This window comes from Pseudomonas sp. GW823-FHT03E05 (genome assembly GCF_058796855.1).
Genome location: NZ_JBXAJB010000004.1, coordinates 369972 through 384675, shown reverse-complemented (window position 1 = coordinate 384675; position 14704 = coordinate 369972). Strand labels below are relative to the sequence as shown.

Here is a 14704-nt window from a genome sequence, read left to right as displayed (position 1 = left end):
CAGGCGCGCGATCGATTTGGGCAGGATCACGCGCCACTGGATTCAGGAAGCTTTGACTTTGCCTTCGGTGACCTGTTCGGCCTCCGGGGCGACAGCAGCGCTGGGCAAATGGCGGGCAATCAAGCCGCGATAGGCCGCAGCACCCAGGCAGGCGCCGAGGATCGGAGCGAAGATTGGCACCAGGAAATACGGAATATCACGGCCGCCGGTGAAGGAAATTTCACCCCAGCCGGTCACGAACGTCATCAGTTTAGGCCCGAAGTCCCGCGCCGGGTTCATCGCAAATCCGGTCAGCGGGCCCATGGCACTGCCGATCACGGCAATCAGCAGGCCGATCAGCAGCGGAGCCATCGGGCCGCGCGGCAGGCCATTGTTGTCATCGGTCAGGGACATGATCACTCCCATCAGGATGGCGGTGATCACCAGCTCCACAAGGAACGCCTGGGCAGTGGACAGCGCCGGGTTGGGGAAGGTGGAGAACACCGAGGCCAGTTCCAGGCTGGCCTGGGAGCCACGGACCATCTGGTGGGTTTGTTCGAAATCGAAGAACAGGTTGCTGTACAGCGTGTAAACCAACAGCGCCGCGCAGAAGGCGCCAGCGATCTGGGCGAGGATGTAGAACGGCAGTTTGCGCTTCTCAAAATCGGCGAATAGGCACAGGGCGATGCTCACGGCCGGGTTCAGGTGCGCGCCGGAAACTCCGGCGGTCAGGTAGATCGCCATGCTCACGCCGATCCCCCAGATGATGCTGATTTCCCATAGGCCGAAGCTGGCCCCCGCGACCTTGAGCGCGGCGACACAACCGGTGCCGAAGAAGATCAACAGCGCAGTACCCAGAAACTCGGCGATGCATTGGCCCGATAGCGACGGTTGTTGCAGAGCAGTTGTCATGTGAACCTCGATTTTTGTTGTTGTCTGGCGCTGCTGCAAAAGGCATGGAGCGCGACTTCAAACGAAGGCGGAATCCCCATTCCGACCTCGCCTTGCTACTGGGTACAACCTTGGATCTACCGCATGATATTCAGAAACGAAAAAATATAGACAAGAAACACCGCTGTCAAAGGTCGAAAGTGAACGGATGGTCATTTTATAGATATCAATCAAATGAATGATTCCGGGGCATAGTCGCGGGAACGACAGGCGTGGTTGCTTTCGTAGGCACACGGGCCGGTTATCAAGGCTTGGAATAGAGCCTTTTGCTGGTGAATGACCTAAAATTCGCGCGCTTGGTTTTGCCTTTTCATTCCTCGCCTGGAGCTGCCATGACCCCTGCACTGGACCTGCTGAAAAAAGTTCGCGCCGAACATCGCATCCACAGTTACGAACATGACCCCAAGGCCGCCTCCTATGGCCTGGAGGCCGCGGAGAAGCTTGATCTTGATCCTGCGCAGGTGTTCAAGACCTTGCTTGCCAGCAGTGAAAAGGGTGAGTTGCTGGTGGCGGTGGTGCCGGTCGTCGGAAGTCTTGACCTGAAGGCCCTGGCCCACGCAGCGGGCGTGAAAAAGGCTGAAATGGCCGACCCGGCTGCCGCCCAGCGCGCCACGGGGTACCTGCTGGGAGGCATCAGCCCGCTGGGGCAGAAGAAGCGCCTGCGGACCTTTATCGATAACAGTGCGCAGCCGTTCGCCAGCATCTTTGTCAGCGCCGGGCGCCGTGGCCTGGAAGTCGAGCTGGCGCCGGCGGTACTGGCCGAGCATACCCAGGCCAGGTTCGCCGATATCGGTCGTCCTTGAGTCGCAACGGCTGCGGCCAGGGCCGCTGCTGTATGCAGGAAAATCCCGACTTCTGTGTCTGTCCCCCGTTGGGGGCCAGGGCCCATGCTGGGGGCCAGTTATTCACGGAGAAGGGATATGCAGCTTGAGTTTCATCAGGTCGATGCGTTCAGCGAGCGCCCGTTCGCGGGTAATCCGGCCATGGTTTACCGGCTTGAGTCCTGGCTCGATGACAGGCTGATGCAGCAAATTGCCGCCGAGCACAATCTGGCAGAGACCGCTTTTGTGGTGCGTGAGGCCCAGGGCTGGCGGATTCGCTGGTTCACCCCGGTGACGGAAGTGCCGTTGTGCGGGCATGCAACCTTGGCCACTGCCTATGTGTTGTTCGAGGTTTATGGCCAGACCGCGCAGCGTATCGACTTTCTTAGCCAGTCCGGGCCCCTGAGTGTCACCCGTGAAGAGGGCCTGTTGTGGCTGGATTTCCCGCTGCGCAGCCCGAGCAGCCAGGCAGGGCGGGAGGCGGTGGCGCAAGCGCTGGGGGTTGAGGTCGTCGAATTGCTGGGGGCCAACGAGCTATTGGCCGTGCTGGAGTCGGAGCAGGCGGTGCGTGAGTGCCGGCCGGATATGACGGCGCTGGCGAAACTGCCCTGGCCCGGGGTGATCGTGACTGCGCGTGGGGAGCAGCACGACTTTGTCTCGCGCTATTTTGCCCCCGCCATCGGTATCGATGAGGACCCGGTGACCGGATCCACCCATTGCTGCCTGGCGCCTTACTGGGCGCAGCGGTTGGATAAGCCGCAGTTGAGCGCCTACCAGTGCTCTGCCCGAGGTGGCGCGTTGTTTTGTCGTCTGGAAGGTGAGCGGGTGAAGATTGGTGGGCATGCCCGGCTGATTGCCAGTGGGCAGTTGCATCTGCAATGACTGTGCTGGGTGTTTCGCCGGCAAGCCGGCTCCTACAGTGCGCTGTCGTAGGAGCTGGCTTGCCAGCGAAGACGGCTCAATGCGCGCTGCTGTAGCGGCGCACCCCTGAGTCGCTTTGCGGGATCTGCGCTGCGGTACTGCCCGAGGCCTGGAACAGCACCAGGTGTTCCGCCGCGACCCGGATACCCACATCGGCGCCGACCTGATGATCGGCGTGGCTCGGAAAGATCGATTCCAGCTGGCTGCCGGTGGGCAGCTGCAGGCGATACAGGGTCGAGGCGCCGAGGAACGTCTTGCCCACGACGCGGGCTTTCAAGGCGCTGTCGGGGGCGTGGACGATGTCGTCCGGACGCAACAGCACATCCACCGCACCGCCGGTTGGCCAGGTGTAGGCGCGGTTGCCCTGCAGCAAGCCGAGTTCGGTCTGTACCGATTCCGGGCTGCTCAACTGGCCGCGAATGAAGTAGCCCTGACCGATGAAGCTGGCGACGAAGGGCGTCTGGGGTTCGTGGTAGAGGTTGTACGGTGTGTCCCACTGTTCCAGGCGGCCTTCCTTGAACACCCCTACCTGATCGCTCACGGCGAAGGCTTCCTCCTGGTCGTGAGTGACCAGGATCGCACTGGTGCCACGGGCCTTGAGGATGTCACGCACCTCGTGGCTGAGCTTGCGTCGCAGTTCGCCGTCGAGGTTGGAGAAGGGCTCGTCGAGCAGCAGCAGTTGTGGTTCGGGAGCCAGGGCACGAGCCAGGGCCACCCGTTGTTGCTGGCCACCGGACAGTTCGTGGGGGAAGCGCTGGCCGAGGTTCTTCAGGTTCACCAGCTCCAGCAGTTCGGCCACCACCCGCTCTTTCTGCGGGTGTTTGCGAATGCCGAAGGCAATGTTGTCGGCCACGCTCAGGTGCGGGAACAGGGCGTAGTCCTGGAACACCATGCCGATCCGGCGTTTCTCCGGCGCCAGGGTGAAACCGGCGCTGGAGATGGTCTCGCCCGCCAGCTGGATTTCCCCCTCATGCACCGGCTCGAACCCGGCGATGGCGCGCAGGGTGGTGGTCTTGCCGCAGCCGGATGAGCCCAGCAGGCAGCCGATATCCCCGGCATTGAGGTGCAGGTTGAGGTTCTGCACCACGCGTTGGTCCTGGTAGCCGCAAGCGAGGTTGCGCAGGTTCAGTAGCAAGGGCTGGCTCATGCGTGGTGGTACGCCGGCTCGACGAGGAATTCGAGCAGGGCCTTTTGTGCGTGGAGGCGGTTTTCCGCCTGGTCCCAGGCCACCGAACGCGGGTCGTCCAGCAGGTCGAGGCTGATTTCTTCACCGCGGTGGGCGGGCAGGCAATGCATGAACAGAACGTCCTCGGCGGCCAGGTCCAGCAGTGCGCGGTTGACCTGGAAGGGAGCGAACAGTTGCAGGCGCTTGGCGGTCTCCTCTTCCTGGCCCATGGAGGTCCAGACATCGGTGCTCACCAGGTGGGCACCACGCACGGCTTCGCGAGGATCACGAACGATGGTCACGCGGTCGCCGGCCTGGGCTACGAAATCCGCGTTGGGCTCGTACCCTTCGGGGCAAGCGATGCGCAGTTGGAAGTCGAACTGGATGGCCGCTTCTATATAGCTGTTGCACATGTTGTTGCCGTCGCCGATCCAGGCCACGGTCTTGCCCTGGATCGAGCCGCGATGCTCGAGGAACGTCTGCATGTCAGCCAGCAGTTGGCAGGGGTGCAGGTCATCGGACAGGCCGTTGATCACCGGTACGCGGGAGTTGGCCGCAAACTCGGTCAGGGTGCTGTGGGCAAAGGTGCGGATCATCACGGCATCGAGCATGCGCGACATGACGATGGCGCAGTCGCCGATGGGCTCGCCGCGCCCCAGTTGAGTGTCCCGTGGCGAAAGGAAGATGGCCTGGCCGCCCAGCTGGATCATGCCGGCTTCGAAGGACAGTCGGGTTCGGGTCGACGACTTCTCGAAAATCATGCCAAGCACACGATTTTTCAAGGGCTCGAAGAGTACGCCGCGGTTACGCAGGTCCTTCAGCTCGATGCCTCGACGAATCACACTGACCAGCTCTTCGGGCGTGCAATCCATCAGGGAGAGAAAGTGCCTTGCGCTCATCATTAACTACCTTTTTGCAACGGACCGCAGATTCTCAAAGCCTTGTTTAGTCGAACAACGGGCTGGACCTGCGGCGAAAGCCGCACGGGGCGACGAAATAGGGGAAGGCGCGATCTTATAATTAAATGTCGCGTCTTACCAATAGTAGTGCTACGGCGATTATGGGCATGAGAGGCCAGGACGCGAATGCGCTGGCACTTTTGAGACCAGTTTCCAGACAGCAGCCGGGCATTTGTACACTGCCCCGGCGCGCCTTGGCAATCGAGCGCGGCGCGGGTGGCGCCCATGCAGTCGTTTTCTGACCTGGAGGGCGGGGGCTGCGTCCCGGATAATCCGCGGGCTGGCAGCCTGAAACATTTCCTAATGCAAAGTGCTGAGGTTATAAAGGCGAATCAGTGGCAGGGACGGGTGAACGATGGAATCCAGGGAGCAACAACTGATGACGCTCTTGGGGCTCACGGCCCGGGCACTCACCGACATGACAGCTTCGGTGACGGCGTTTTCCTTCGAGCTGCTGCGCAGTGAAGATCCGGTGACCCGAGCGGCCGCGCGCAAGATGATCGACCGGATGATGAGCCTCAGTGCAGGCCTGGACGAGCATTGGCGATTGCTCGCACAACTCTCGGGTGGCTATGGAGAGCGGGAGGCCGTGGATGCAACCACCCACGTCTCAGCGGATGGGCCGCCACGGTTGCCCTCCAACTGAAGGTGCCGATCATGGCCGGGGCTGATGGCCGTGAATTCATGGGACGAACGTCACTGGTGTCCTGTCAGGGGAGCGCCCATAGTTTTTGCTTCCGGCAAGCGAATACGCTGCGCTCTCAAACAATAGAGACTGGCCATGACCAAGACTCTCCATCACCGTGCCTGCCACCTGTGTGAGGCCATCTGTGGCCTGACCCTGGAAATCACTGAAGAAGACGGCAGTGCTCCGCGCATCAGCTCGATCAAGGGCGATCTTCAGGACAGTTTCAGCCGCGGTCATATCTGCCCCAAGGCCGTGGCCTTGCAAGATATCCAGAATGACCCGGACCGCCTGCGCCAGCCGGTGCGCCGGGTTGGCAATGAGTGGCAACCGATCGAATGGGACGAGGCCTTTGCCCTGGTGGCCGAGCGGCTGGCGAGTATTCAGCAGCGTCATGGCAACAACGCGGTGGCGACCTACCAGGGCAATCCCAGCGTGCACAACTATGGGCTGATGACCCACAGCAACTACTTTCTCGGCCAGCTCAAGACGCGCAATCGCTTCTCGGCTACCTCGGTCGACCAATTGCCTCAGCACCTGACCAGCTACCTGATGTATGGCCACGGCTTGCTGTTGCCGATTCCGGATATCGATCACACCGATTTCATGTTGATTCTTGGCGGCAATCCCCTGGCGTCCAACGGCAGCATCATGACCGTTCCGGATGTGGAAAAGCGCCTGAAAGCGATCCAGGCCCGTGGCGGCAAGGTAGTGGTGGTCGATCCGCGGCGCAGCGAAACCGCGGCCATGGCCGACCAGCATCTGTTTGTCCGCCCGGGGGGCGATGTCGCGCTGCTGTTTGGCCTGCTCAACAGCATCTTCGAAGAGGGGCCGACCCGCGACAGTCACTTGCAGGTGGATGGGCTGGCCGAGGTGCGCCAGGCCATATCCCGGTTCACGGCGGAGGCCATGAGCCCCCTGTGCGCCATTGCGGCGCCACAGATCCGCCAACTGGCCAGGGATTTCGCCTCGGCCGACAGAGCGGTCTGCTACGGGCGCATGGGCGTCTCGACCCAGGCCTTCGGCACGCTGTGCCATTGGTTGCTGCAATTGCTCAACCTGGTCACCGGTAACCTCGACCGCGTGGGTGGCGCCTTGTGTACCAGCCCCGCGGTGGATCTGGTAGCGGCGACTTCGGGCGGCCACTTCAATGCCTGGCAGAGCCGGGTTTCCGGGCTTCCGGAATACGGCGGCGAGTTGCCGGTGTCGGCCCTGGCAGAAGAGATGCTCACCGAAGGGGAGGGGCAGGTACGGGCGCTGATCACGGTGGCGGGCAACCCGGTGCTGTCCACGCCCAATGGCCGGCAGCTGGAGCAGGCGCTGGATGGCTTGGAGTTCATGCTCAGCATCGACCTGTACATCAACGAAACCACCCGCTATGCCGACTTGATCCTGCCGTCCACCTCGGCCCTGGAAAATGATCACTACGACACCACGTTCAATCTGTTCGCGGTGCGCAATGTCAGCCGTTTCAACCGGGCGATCCTGCCCAAGCCCGAAGGTGCACTGCACGACTGGGAGATCTTCGTCGGCCTGGCCAAGGCCTTTGCCGAGCGCACCGAAAGCTCGCTCAAGCCGACTATCGCTCCGGCGCAAATGATTGATATGGGGCTGCGTGCCGGGCCTTATGGCGACGCCTCGCCGTTCAAGCTGTCATTGGCGACGCTGGCCGAGCATCCCCATGGCATCGATCTGGGGCCGCTGCAGCCGAATCTGGCCGAGCGCCTGAAAACCGAAAACCGGCGGGTCCAGGCTGCGCCGCCGGCGATCATTGCCGACCTGGAGCGCTTTGCTGCCCTGAAAGCGCCGCAGGAGGGGGAACTGTTGTTGATCGGCCGCAGGCATGTGCGCAGTAACAACTCCTGGATGCACAACTATCACCGCCTGGTGAAGGGCAAGCCTCGTCACCAACTGCTGATGCATCCGCAGGATCTGGCTCACCGGGGTTTGCAGGACGGTCAACGGGTACGCATCAGTTCACGGGTCGGCGCGGTGGAAGTCGAAGTGCTGGCCAGCGCCGAGATGATGCCGGGGGTTGTGAGCCTGCCCCATGGCTGGGGGCATGGGCGTCCGGGCGTGCAGATGAACATAGCCACGGAGCAGCCGGGTTGCAGCGCCAATGACCTGACCGACGAGCGCCAGCTCGATGTGCTGTCGGGAAATGCGGCGTTGAACGGGGTGCCGGTCAGGGTGCAGGCGGCCTGAGATGTCTGTCGGAGAGGCCGAGCAGGGTGCTCAGGATTCCGTTACAATGCGCCACCGTGCCGACAACAGAGTCGGAAAGTTCAGCCGAGGTGTTCCATGGATATCATCGAAACTATTAAAGAGCAGATTGCCAACAACACCATTCTGCTTTACATGAAAGGCTCGCCGAATGCCCCGCAGTGCGGCTTCTCTGCCAAAGCCGCTCAGGCCGTAATGGGCTGTGGTGAGAAGTTCGCTTACGTGGACATCCTGCAGAACCCGGAAATTCGCGCCAACCTGCCCAAGTACGCCAATTGGCCAACCTTCCCACAACTGTGGGTGGCCGGTGAGCTGGTCGGCGGCAGCGACATCATGGCTGAAATGTTCGCCAACGGTGAATTGCAGAGCCTGATCAAGGCCGCTGCCGAAAAAGCCGCTGCCAAGACCGAAGCGTAAAAGCGCGCCTGCTCGCGAGGGTTTCCGGGAATCGACATGCTACTCGTGTGATTCTCGGAAACTCGCGGCAAGCACTCTGCTTCGGTTTGTTACGCGAACATATCCGCGTAATAAAAAAAGCCCCGCTCTCATAAGAGAAGCGGGGCTTTTTTATTCTTCGGGTATTACGAGTTGAGTTACTCGTCACCCATTTGCGATTGCAGATAGTTCTCGATACCCACTTTATCGATCAGGCCCAATTGGGTTTCCAGCCAGTCGATATGCTCTTCTTCGGATTCCAGAATATCTTCCAGCAGTTCACGGCTGCCGAAGTCACCAACCGATTCGCAATGGGCGATCGCGGCCTTGAGGTCGGCATGGCCGGTGCGCTCGATACGCAGGTCGCATTCGAGCATTTCCTTGGTGTGCTCACCGATATGCAACTTGCCCAGGTCCTGGACGTTGGGCAGGCCTTCGAGGAAGAGGATGCGCTTGATCAGCTTGTCCGCATGCTTCATCTCGTCGATGGACTCGTGGTACTCGTGCTTGCCCAGCTTGTTCAGGCCCCAATCTTCATACATGCGCGCATGCAGGAAGTACTGATTGATCGCGACCAGTTCATTGGCAAGGATTTTATTGAGATGCTGGATGACTGTAATGTCGCCTTTCATGATGGGGTCCTGCCCTGTATTTAGTGGAACATGGGCAGAGTCTGAGCTGCATGAACATTACTGTCAAACCTAAGTTATTGAATAATATATGAAAATTAATCGGAATAAGAATGTTTGTGTTCCGCGTTTTGTCTCTAAGCGATTGAATTACAGGCATAAAAAAACCGGACGCCAGGTCCGGTTGTTTGTAACGCCGCTAATTATTGATTAAATCAGGCGACATTAAATTCCACAGGGTAGGGGATTGCCGCTTGGCTGCTCTGCAATTCGGTCAGGGTTTCGCGAACCACTTGCTTGGCCAGGCAGGCACATTTGCCGCACTGGCTGGCAACGCCGGTGGCCTGGCGTACTTCGCGGTAGCTGCAGCAACCTTCGTAGATCGCTTCGCGAATTTGTCCGTCGGTGACACCGGTGCAGAGGCAGACATACATAAGATGAGAACCGTCGCTGGTTAGGGCTCAATTGCGATGGATCTTAATGTTAACGAGAATGATTGTCAAAGTGGTTTCGACGCCCTTTGTTGCTGATTCTTGCTTGAGTGACGAACGGCTTTTCTTGGCATTAATGACAGATCATTCGCATTTTTCGCGTTGGAGGCCGGCCAGAGGAAAAACCACTAAGGACAGCTTAAAAACGCCGTGTATGATGGTCGGTCCTTGCGAAGAGGGCGCACGTCACGGGGCTGTCGCATCAGCATGGCAGGCTCGGGGCCAACCCTTCTTCTTCATTACTACGTCCACACCAGGAGATATCCAATGAGCGTACTCGTAGGCAAACAAGCCCCTGACTTCACCGTTCCGGCCGTTCTCGGCAATGGCGAAATCGTCGACAGCTTCACCCTGTCCTCGGCCATCAAAGGCAAATACGGCCTGGTGTTCTTCTACCCGCTGGACTTCACCTTCGTGTGCCCGTCCGAGCTGATCGCTCTGGACCACCGCATGGCCGACTTCAAGGCACGCAACGTTGAAGTGATCGCTGTGTCCATCGACTCGCACTTCACTCACAACGCCTGGCGTAACACCCCGATCAATGCCGGCGGCATCGGTCAGGTTCAATACATCATGGCTGCTGACATGAAGCACGAAATCGCCAAGGCCTACGACGTTGAGTCCGAAGGCGGCGTGGCTTTCCGTGGCGCGTTCCTGATCGACGACAAAGGCGTTGTCCGCTCGCAGATCGTCAACGACCTGCCACTGGGCCGCAACATGGAAGAGCTGATCCGTCTGGTCGACGCTCTGCAGTTCCACGAAGAGCACGGCGAAGTCTGCCCTGCCAACTGGAAGAAAGGCGACAAGGGCATGACCGCTTCGCCAGAAGGCGTTGCTGCTTACCTGAGCGAGAACGCCGGCAAGCTGTAAGGCTTGGCGTCACGCATAAAAAAACCGGCCTTAGGGCCGGTTTTTTTATGGGGCAAAGGAAAGCGACTATTCAGTCGTCGAAATCCTGCCAGCCGCCCATCTGTTTCCAGCGGTTGACGATGCCGCAGAACAGCTCGGCGGTCTTCTCGGTGTCGTAGCGAGCCGAGTGGGCCTCGCGACCGTCGAAGTCGATGTCTGCGCTCTGACAGGCCTTGGCCAGCACGGTCTGGCCGTATGCCAGGCCAGCCAGAGTGGCGGTATCGAAGCTGGAGAACGGGTGGAACGGATTGCGCTTCATGTCCAGGCGTGCCACGGCGGCATTCAGGAAGCCCAGGTCGAAGCTGCTGTTGTGGCCTACCAGGATGGCGCGCTTGCAGCCATTGGCCTTCAGCGCCTTGCGCACCCCGCGGAAAATATCGGTGAGGGCGGTTTCTTCGCTCACAGCCATGCGCAGGGGATGGTCAAGCTTGATCCCGGTGAATTCCAGGGCTGCAGCTTCGATGTTCGCGCCTTCGAAAGGCTCGACCCGGAAGAAGTAGGTGTGTTCGGGGAACACGAAGCCTTTTTCGTCCATGCCGATGGTGGTTGCGGCAATTTCCAGCAGGGCGTCGGTGGCCGAGTTGAAGCCACCGGTTTCAACATCGACGACTACCGGCAGGTAACCGCGAAAGCGTGCCGCCATCGGATGGCGAGGACCGCCGCTGCTACCTTCTTGTTCGTCGTCGAAATGGTCGTCACTCACGAGTGATCCTCCAGCAGGCGCCAGCGCAGTTTTTCACCGGCGCGCAGCGGAATGACAGTCAGCTCGCCAAACGGCAGGCTGGCAGGAGCGGTCCATTCTTCACGGACCAGGGTGATGCTGTCGGTGTTGGCCGGCAGGCCGTAGAAGCGCGGGCCGTTGAGGCTGGCGAAAGCTTCCAGCTGATCCAGGGCATTGCGTTGTTCGAACGCTTCGGCGTACAGCTCGATGGCGGCGTAGGCGCTATAGCAGCCGGCGCAACCGCAAGCGGCTTCCTTGGCGTGCTGGGCGTGAGGCGCCGAGTCGGTGCCGAGGAAAAACTTCGCGTTGCCGCTGGTGGCCGCATCCAGCAGGGCTTCCTGGTGGGTGTTGCGCTTGAGGATCGGCAGGCAATAGAAGTGCGGACGAATACCGCCCACCAGCATGTGGTTGCGGTTGTACAGCAGGTGATGCGCAGTGATGGTGGCGCCGACGTTAGCCGAAGCCTCCTTGACGAACTGCACGGCTTCAGCGGTGGTGATGTGTTCGAACACCACTTTCAGGCTGGGGAAGCGTTCAACCACACGCCGCATGTGCTCGTCGATGAAGATTTTCTCGCGGTCGAAGACGTCGACGTCGCCGCGGGTTACCTCGCCGTGGATCAACAGCGGCAGGCCGACTTCGGCCATGGCTTCAAGCACCGGGAAAATCTTGTCGATGCTGGTCACGCCCGAATCCGAGTTGGTGGTCGCGCCGGCCGGGTACAGCTTGGCGGCGTGGACGAAACCGCAGGCCTTGGCCGCGCGGATTTCCTCCGGCTGGGTACGGTCGGTCAGGTAGAGCACCATCAGTGGCTCGAAGCGGCTGCCGGCCGGGCGCGCAGCTAGAATGCGCTGGCGATAGGCGTCGGCTTCCGCGGCGTTGCGCACCGGAGGTACCAGGTTGGGCATGATGATGGCGCGGCCAAAGGTGCGCGCGACATCTGCGACTGTATTGGGCAACACGGCCCCATCGCGAAGATGAATATGCCAGTCGTCGGGACGCAGCAGGGTCAGGCGGTCGGACATTGGAGGTTCCAGGCGGGTAAAACTCGGGGGAATGCTACCGGAAAAGACTCTTCCAGGCACTCGCTATCAAGTTTTGCGACGAGCAACCGATATCCCGAAGGTATGGCGTATTAACGCCTGTCGATTTTTCTGTTGTACACGTCAGTGGAGCCTCCCGTGCGCCAGCGTTATCTAGCCTTGCTCAGTGTGTTTGCCAGCCTGCCTGCGATGGCTCTCACTTTCCAGACTCGCCTGGAGAGCATTGAGTGGACGGTCGAAGGTGACAAGTTCGAGTGCCGCCTGATCCAACCGGTTACCGATTTCGGTTCCGGCGAATTCGTTCGTCGCGCCGGCGAGCAGGCGATTTTCCGCCTCAAGAGTTTCAACCCCATGCAGGCCGGTGGTTCCGCGACCCTGCTTGCGGCCGCCGCCCCCTGGCAGCCGGGGCGTGGCGACATCAACCTCGGGGCGGTCAAGGCCGGTACCGATGGGGTGCTGTTCAACAGCAACCAGATGCAGGCCGGACGTCTGATCGTCGGTTTGCTGGAGGGGCGCAGCCCGGTGGTCCGGCACTTCTCCCGCGAAGGCGGAGTGTCCGAGGTACGCCTGTTGCCGGTGAAGTTCAGCAAGGCCTACGGCGACTATCAAAGCTGCATGGCCAAGCTGTTGCCGATGAACTATGAACAGGTCAAGCAGGCCGAGATCGGTTTCCCCGGGGGTGGCATCGACCTGGACGCCCGGGCCAAGGCCAAGCTGCAAGTGATGGTGGACTTCATCAAGGCCGACCCCACGGTCAATCATGTCGAATTGGACGGGCACTCTGATAACAGTGGCAACCGCCTGACCAACCGTGACCTGTCGCGCCGTCGTGCGCTGGCGGTCATGGAGTTCTTCAAGGCCAATGGCCTGGCGGAAAACCAGATCGTGGTGCGCTTCCATGGCGAGCGCTATCCCCTGGCCCCCAACACCAATGCGGCCAACCGGGCGAAGAACCGGCGGGTCAATGTGCATCTGGAGCGGGTCGCTCCTGCCGAAAAGCCGGCCCCAGCGCCTCAGGCGGCTTCCGGATCCAGCGCAGCGGCGACTTCCTGATACGGCTGTCGTCGTCGCTCGCTCGACATAATCTGTCGCTTGGTCGTCATAAGCTGTCGCGCCTCTGTAAATTATCCGCGTGGATCGGTAGACTTGGCGGCTTTCCGTACAACCCCGTGGAGTGATGGCATGGCGGACGTTAACAAGGTCGTTCTGGCGTATTCGGGCGGCCTGGACACTTCGGTGATCCTCAAGTGGCTGCAGGATACTTACAACTGTGAAGTAGTGACTTTCACTGCTGACCTGGGCCAAGGCGAAGAGGTCGAGCCGGCCCGCGCCAAGGCGCAAGCCATGGGCGTCAAAGAGATCTACATCGACGATCTGCGCGAAGAGTTCGTGCGTGATTTCGTCTTCCCGATGTTCCGCGCCAACACCGTCTACGAAGGCGAGTACCTGCTGGGTACTTCCATCGCTCGTCCGTTGATCGCCAAGCGCCTGATCGAAATCGCCAACGAAACCGGCGCCGACGCCATTTCCCATGGCGCCACCGGCAAGGGCAACGATCAGGTGCGTTTCGAACTGGGCGCCTACGCCCTCAAGCCGGGTGTGAAGGTGATTGCCCCTTGGCGCGAGTGGGACCTGCTGTCCCGCGAGAAGCTGATGGACTACGCCGAGAAGCATGGGATCCCGATCGAGCGTCACGGCAAGAAGAAATCCCCGTACTCGATGGATGCCAACCTGCTGCACATCTCCTATGAAGGTGGCGTGCTGGAAGACACCTGGACCGAGCACGAAGAAGACATGTGGCGCTGGACTGTCTCCCCGGAGAAGGCCCCAGATACCCCGCAATACCTGGAACTGACCTACCGCAACGGCGATATCGTGGCACTGGACGGCGTCGAGATGACCCCGGCCACCGTGCTGGCGACCCTGAACCGCATTGGTGGCGAACACGGTATCGGTCGTCTGGACATCGTCGAGAACCGTTACGTGGGCATGAAGTCCCGCGGCTGCTACGAGACACCTGGCGGCACCATCATGCTGCGTGCTCACCGCGCCATCGAGTCCATCACCCTGGACCGCGAAGTGGCTCACCTCAAAGACGAGCTGATGCCCAAGTACGCCAGCCTGATCTACACCGGCTACTGGTGGAGCCCTGAGCGTCTGATGCTGCAACAGATGATCGACGCCTCCCAGGCCCACGTGAATGGCGTGGTACGGCTGAAGCTGTACAAGGGCAACGTGATCGTGACCGGTCGCAAGTCTGACGAGTCGCTGTTCGACGCCAACATCGCTACCTTCGAAGAGGACGGCGGTGCCTACAACCAGGCGGACGCAGCTGGCTTCATCAAGCTCAACGCCCTGCGCATGCGCATTGCCGCGAACAAGGGTCGGACCCTGGTCTGATGCTTTGAGTGGTTGAAGAAAGCCCCGCGATAAGCGGGGCTTTTTTTTGCCCTGGATAATTGCAGTGAGCGTCGGGGCCTAATTCAGATCAGCAAATGTCTGTTGGGCAAGGTGAGCCACTTCTTGATGGGCGAAGTACCAAGTACCGCTACTGAGAGTGCTTGTAGGTTGGAGTTTTATTAGTACGAAAAGTAGCTGATTTGACGATTGATCCTAGGCGGTTTGGATATTGAACCACTTTTATCTAGGTCGTTTTGTAAGGCAATTCGGTATTGTTTGTAAGGATCGTCCTCGTAAGGTCGTAGCCCTCTGTAGCACGGTGTCAGAGTCAATTCTCTGGGGTATTGTGCGGGCTCTAAAAAAACTCTCAGG

At 60.2% G+C, this 14704-nt stretch carries 15 protein-coding genes; 8 read left to right on the top strand and 7 right to left on the bottom strand.

Translation table 11 applies throughout. The annotated features are described in order from the left end of the window. Positions 1-42 precede the first annotated feature (42 nt). The gene (locus tag AC1RCO_RS18640) at positions 43-891 is read right to left on the bottom strand and encodes an MIP/aquaporin family protein (RefSeq protein ID WP_015636822.1); all 849 of its coding nucleotides are present in this window, start codon (positions 889-891) and stop codon (positions 43-45) included. A 371-nt stretch (positions 892-1262) separates the two neighbouring features. Here AC1RCO_RS18640 and ybaK point away from each other — a divergent pair, with 371 nt between their 5' ends. Continuing rightward, positions 1263-1733, top strand: a complete 471-nt coding sequence (gene ybaK, locus AC1RCO_RS18635) for a Cys-tRNA(Pro) deacylase (RefSeq protein WP_011063120.1) — start codon at positions 1263-1265, stop codon at positions 1731-1733. Between the two features lie 117 nt (positions 1734-1850). Next, entirely contained in the window at positions 1851-2633 is a 783-nt protein-coding gene (locus tag AC1RCO_RS18630) for a PhzF family phenazine biosynthesis protein (protein WP_401334901.1), read from the top strand. A 76-nt stretch (positions 2634-2709) separates the two neighbouring features. Here AC1RCO_RS18630 and AC1RCO_RS18625 read toward each other — a convergent pair whose 3' ends face one another. Together AC1RCO_RS18625 and argF are read right to left on the bottom strand one after the other, a co-directional pair. Further along, entirely contained in the window at positions 2710-3819 is a 1110-nt protein-coding gene (locus AC1RCO_RS18625; RefSeq protein ID WP_053153523.1) for an ABC transporter ATP-binding protein, read from the bottom strand. Further along, positions 3816-4736 (bottom strand): ornithine carbamoyltransferase, encoded by a 921-nt coding sequence (gene argF / locus AC1RCO_RS18620; protein WP_019096003.1) that lies wholly within the window; start codon positions 4734-4736, stop codon positions 3816-3818. Before argF ends, AC1RCO_RS18625 begins: the two co-directional genes overlap by 4 nt. Positions 4737-5151: 415 nt before the next feature. Here argF and plzR point away from each other — a divergent pair, with 415 nt between their 5' ends. The 3 genes from plzR to grxD all read left to right on the top strand — a co-directional run bounded on the left by plzR (position 5152) and on the right by grxD (position 8121). Continuing rightward, positions 5152-5442, top strand: a complete 291-nt coding sequence (gene plzR, locus AC1RCO_RS18615) for a PlzR type 4 pili assembly inhibitor (RefSeq protein ID WP_015636818.1) — start codon at positions 5152-5154, stop codon at positions 5440-5442. A 135-nt stretch (positions 5443-5577) separates the two neighbouring features. Then, positions 5578-7686, top strand: a complete 2109-nt coding sequence (locus AC1RCO_RS18610; RefSeq protein ID WP_492617934.1) for a molybdopterin oxidoreductase family protein — start codon at positions 5578-5580, stop codon at positions 7684-7686. A 96-nt stretch (positions 7687-7782) separates the two neighbouring features. Next, positions 7783-8121 carry a Grx4 family monothiol glutaredoxin gene (gene grxD, locus AC1RCO_RS18605; RefSeq protein ID WP_011063114.1) on the top strand — a complete coding sequence of 113 codons (339 nt, stop codon included), beginning with the start codon at positions 7783-7785 and terminating at the stop codon, positions 8119-8121. Between the two features lie 176 nt (positions 8122-8297). On the opposite strand, the gene bfr is transcribed toward grxD, so the two are convergent. Both bfr and AC1RCO_RS18595 read right to left on the bottom strand, forming a co-directional pair. Further along, positions 8298-8771 (bottom strand): bacterioferritin, encoded by a 474-nt coding sequence (gene bfr, locus AC1RCO_RS18600; RefSeq protein WP_011063113.1) that lies wholly within the window; start codon positions 8769-8771, stop codon positions 8298-8300. Positions 8772-8983: 212 nt separating this feature from the next. Then, a complete protein-coding gene (locus AC1RCO_RS18595) occupies positions 8984-9202 on the bottom strand; it encodes a bacterioferritin-associated ferredoxin (RefSeq protein WP_011063112.1) in 219 nt (72 codons plus the stop codon). Positions 9203-9526: 324 nt separating this feature from the next. Here AC1RCO_RS18595 and AC1RCO_RS18590 point away from each other — a divergent pair, with 324 nt between their 5' ends. Continuing rightward, positions 9527-10129 (top strand): peroxiredoxin, encoded by a 603-nt coding sequence (locus AC1RCO_RS18590; protein WP_011063111.1) that lies wholly within the window; start codon positions 9527-9529, stop codon positions 10127-10129. A 70-nt stretch (positions 10130-10199) separates the two neighbouring features. Here the strand turns inward: AC1RCO_RS18590 and rnt are convergent, their stop codons facing one another. Together rnt and pyrC are read right to left on the bottom strand one after the other, a co-directional pair. After that, positions 10200-10871, bottom strand: a complete 672-nt coding sequence (gene rnt / locus AC1RCO_RS18585) for a ribonuclease T (RefSeq protein WP_011063110.1) — start codon at positions 10869-10871, stop codon at positions 10200-10202. Then, positions 10868-11914 carry a dihydroorotase gene (gene pyrC / locus AC1RCO_RS18580; RefSeq protein ID WP_011063109.1) on the bottom strand — a complete coding sequence of 349 codons (1047 nt, stop codon included), beginning with the start codon at positions 11912-11914 and terminating at the stop codon, positions 10868-10870. The genes rnt and pyrC overlap by 4 nt, the downstream gene beginning before the upstream one ends. Positions 11915-12070: 156 nt before the next feature. On the opposite strand from pyrC, the gene AC1RCO_RS18575 reads away from it, so the two are divergent. Both AC1RCO_RS18575 and AC1RCO_RS18570 read left to right on the top strand, forming a co-directional pair. Further along, a complete protein-coding gene (locus tag AC1RCO_RS18575) occupies positions 12071-12985 on the top strand; it encodes a flagellar protein MotY (protein WP_011063108.1) in 915 nt (304 codons plus the stop codon). A 129-nt stretch (positions 12986-13114) separates the two neighbouring features. Beyond that, positions 13115-14332 (top strand): argininosuccinate synthase, encoded by a 1218-nt coding sequence (locus AC1RCO_RS18570; RefSeq protein WP_011063107.1) that lies wholly within the window; start codon positions 13115-13117, stop codon positions 14330-14332. Positions 14333-14704 lie beyond the last annotated feature (372 nt).

Bases quoted from the DNA above. Each gene is read 5' to 3' on its own strand.
- AC1RCO_RS18640 (WP_015636822.1), bottom strand. From the start codon at position 891: ATGACAACTGCTCTGCAACAACCGTCGCTATCGGGCCAATGCATCGCC.
- ybaK (WP_011063120.1), top strand. From the start codon at position 1,263: ATGACCCCTGCACTGGACCTGCTGAAAAAAGTTCGCGCCGAACATCGC.
- AC1RCO_RS18630 (WP_401334901.1), top strand. From the start codon at position 1,851: ATGCAGCTTGAGTTTCATCAGGTCGATGCGTTCAGCGAGCGCCCGTTC.
- AC1RCO_RS18625 (WP_053153523.1), bottom strand. From the start codon at position 3,819: ATGAGCCAGCCCTTGCTACTGAACCTGCGCAACCTCGCTTGCGGCTAC.
- argF (WP_019096003.1), bottom strand. From the start codon at position 4,736: ATGAGCGCAAGGCACTTTCTCTCCCTGATGGATTGCACGCCCGAAGAG.
- plzR (WP_015636818.1), top strand. From the start codon at position 5,152: ATGGAATCCAGGGAGCAACAACTGATGACGCTCTTGGGGCTCACGGCC.
- AC1RCO_RS18610 (WP_492617934.1), top strand. From the start codon at position 5,578: ATGACCAAGACTCTCCATCACCGTGCCTGCCACCTGTGTGAGGCCATC.
- grxD (WP_011063114.1), top strand. From the start codon at position 7,783: ATGGATATCATCGAAACTATTAAAGAGCAGATTGCCAACAACACCATT.
- bfr (WP_011063113.1), bottom strand. From the start codon at position 8,771: ATGAAAGGCGACATTACAGTCATCCAGCATCTCAATAAAATCCTTGCC.
- AC1RCO_RS18595 (WP_011063112.1), bottom strand. From the start codon at position 9,202: ATGTATGTCTGCCTCTGCACCGGTGTCACCGACGGACAAATTCGCGAA.
- AC1RCO_RS18590 (WP_011063111.1), top strand. From the start codon at position 9,527: ATGAGCGTACTCGTAGGCAAACAAGCCCCTGACTTCACCGTTCCGGCC.
- pyrC (WP_011063109.1), bottom strand. From the start codon at position 11,914: ATGTCCGACCGCCTGACCCTGCTGCGTCCCGACGACTGGCATATTCAT.
- AC1RCO_RS18570 (WP_011063107.1), top strand. From the start codon at position 13,115: ATGGCGGACGTTAACAAGGTCGTTCTGGCGTATTCGGGCGGCCTGGAC.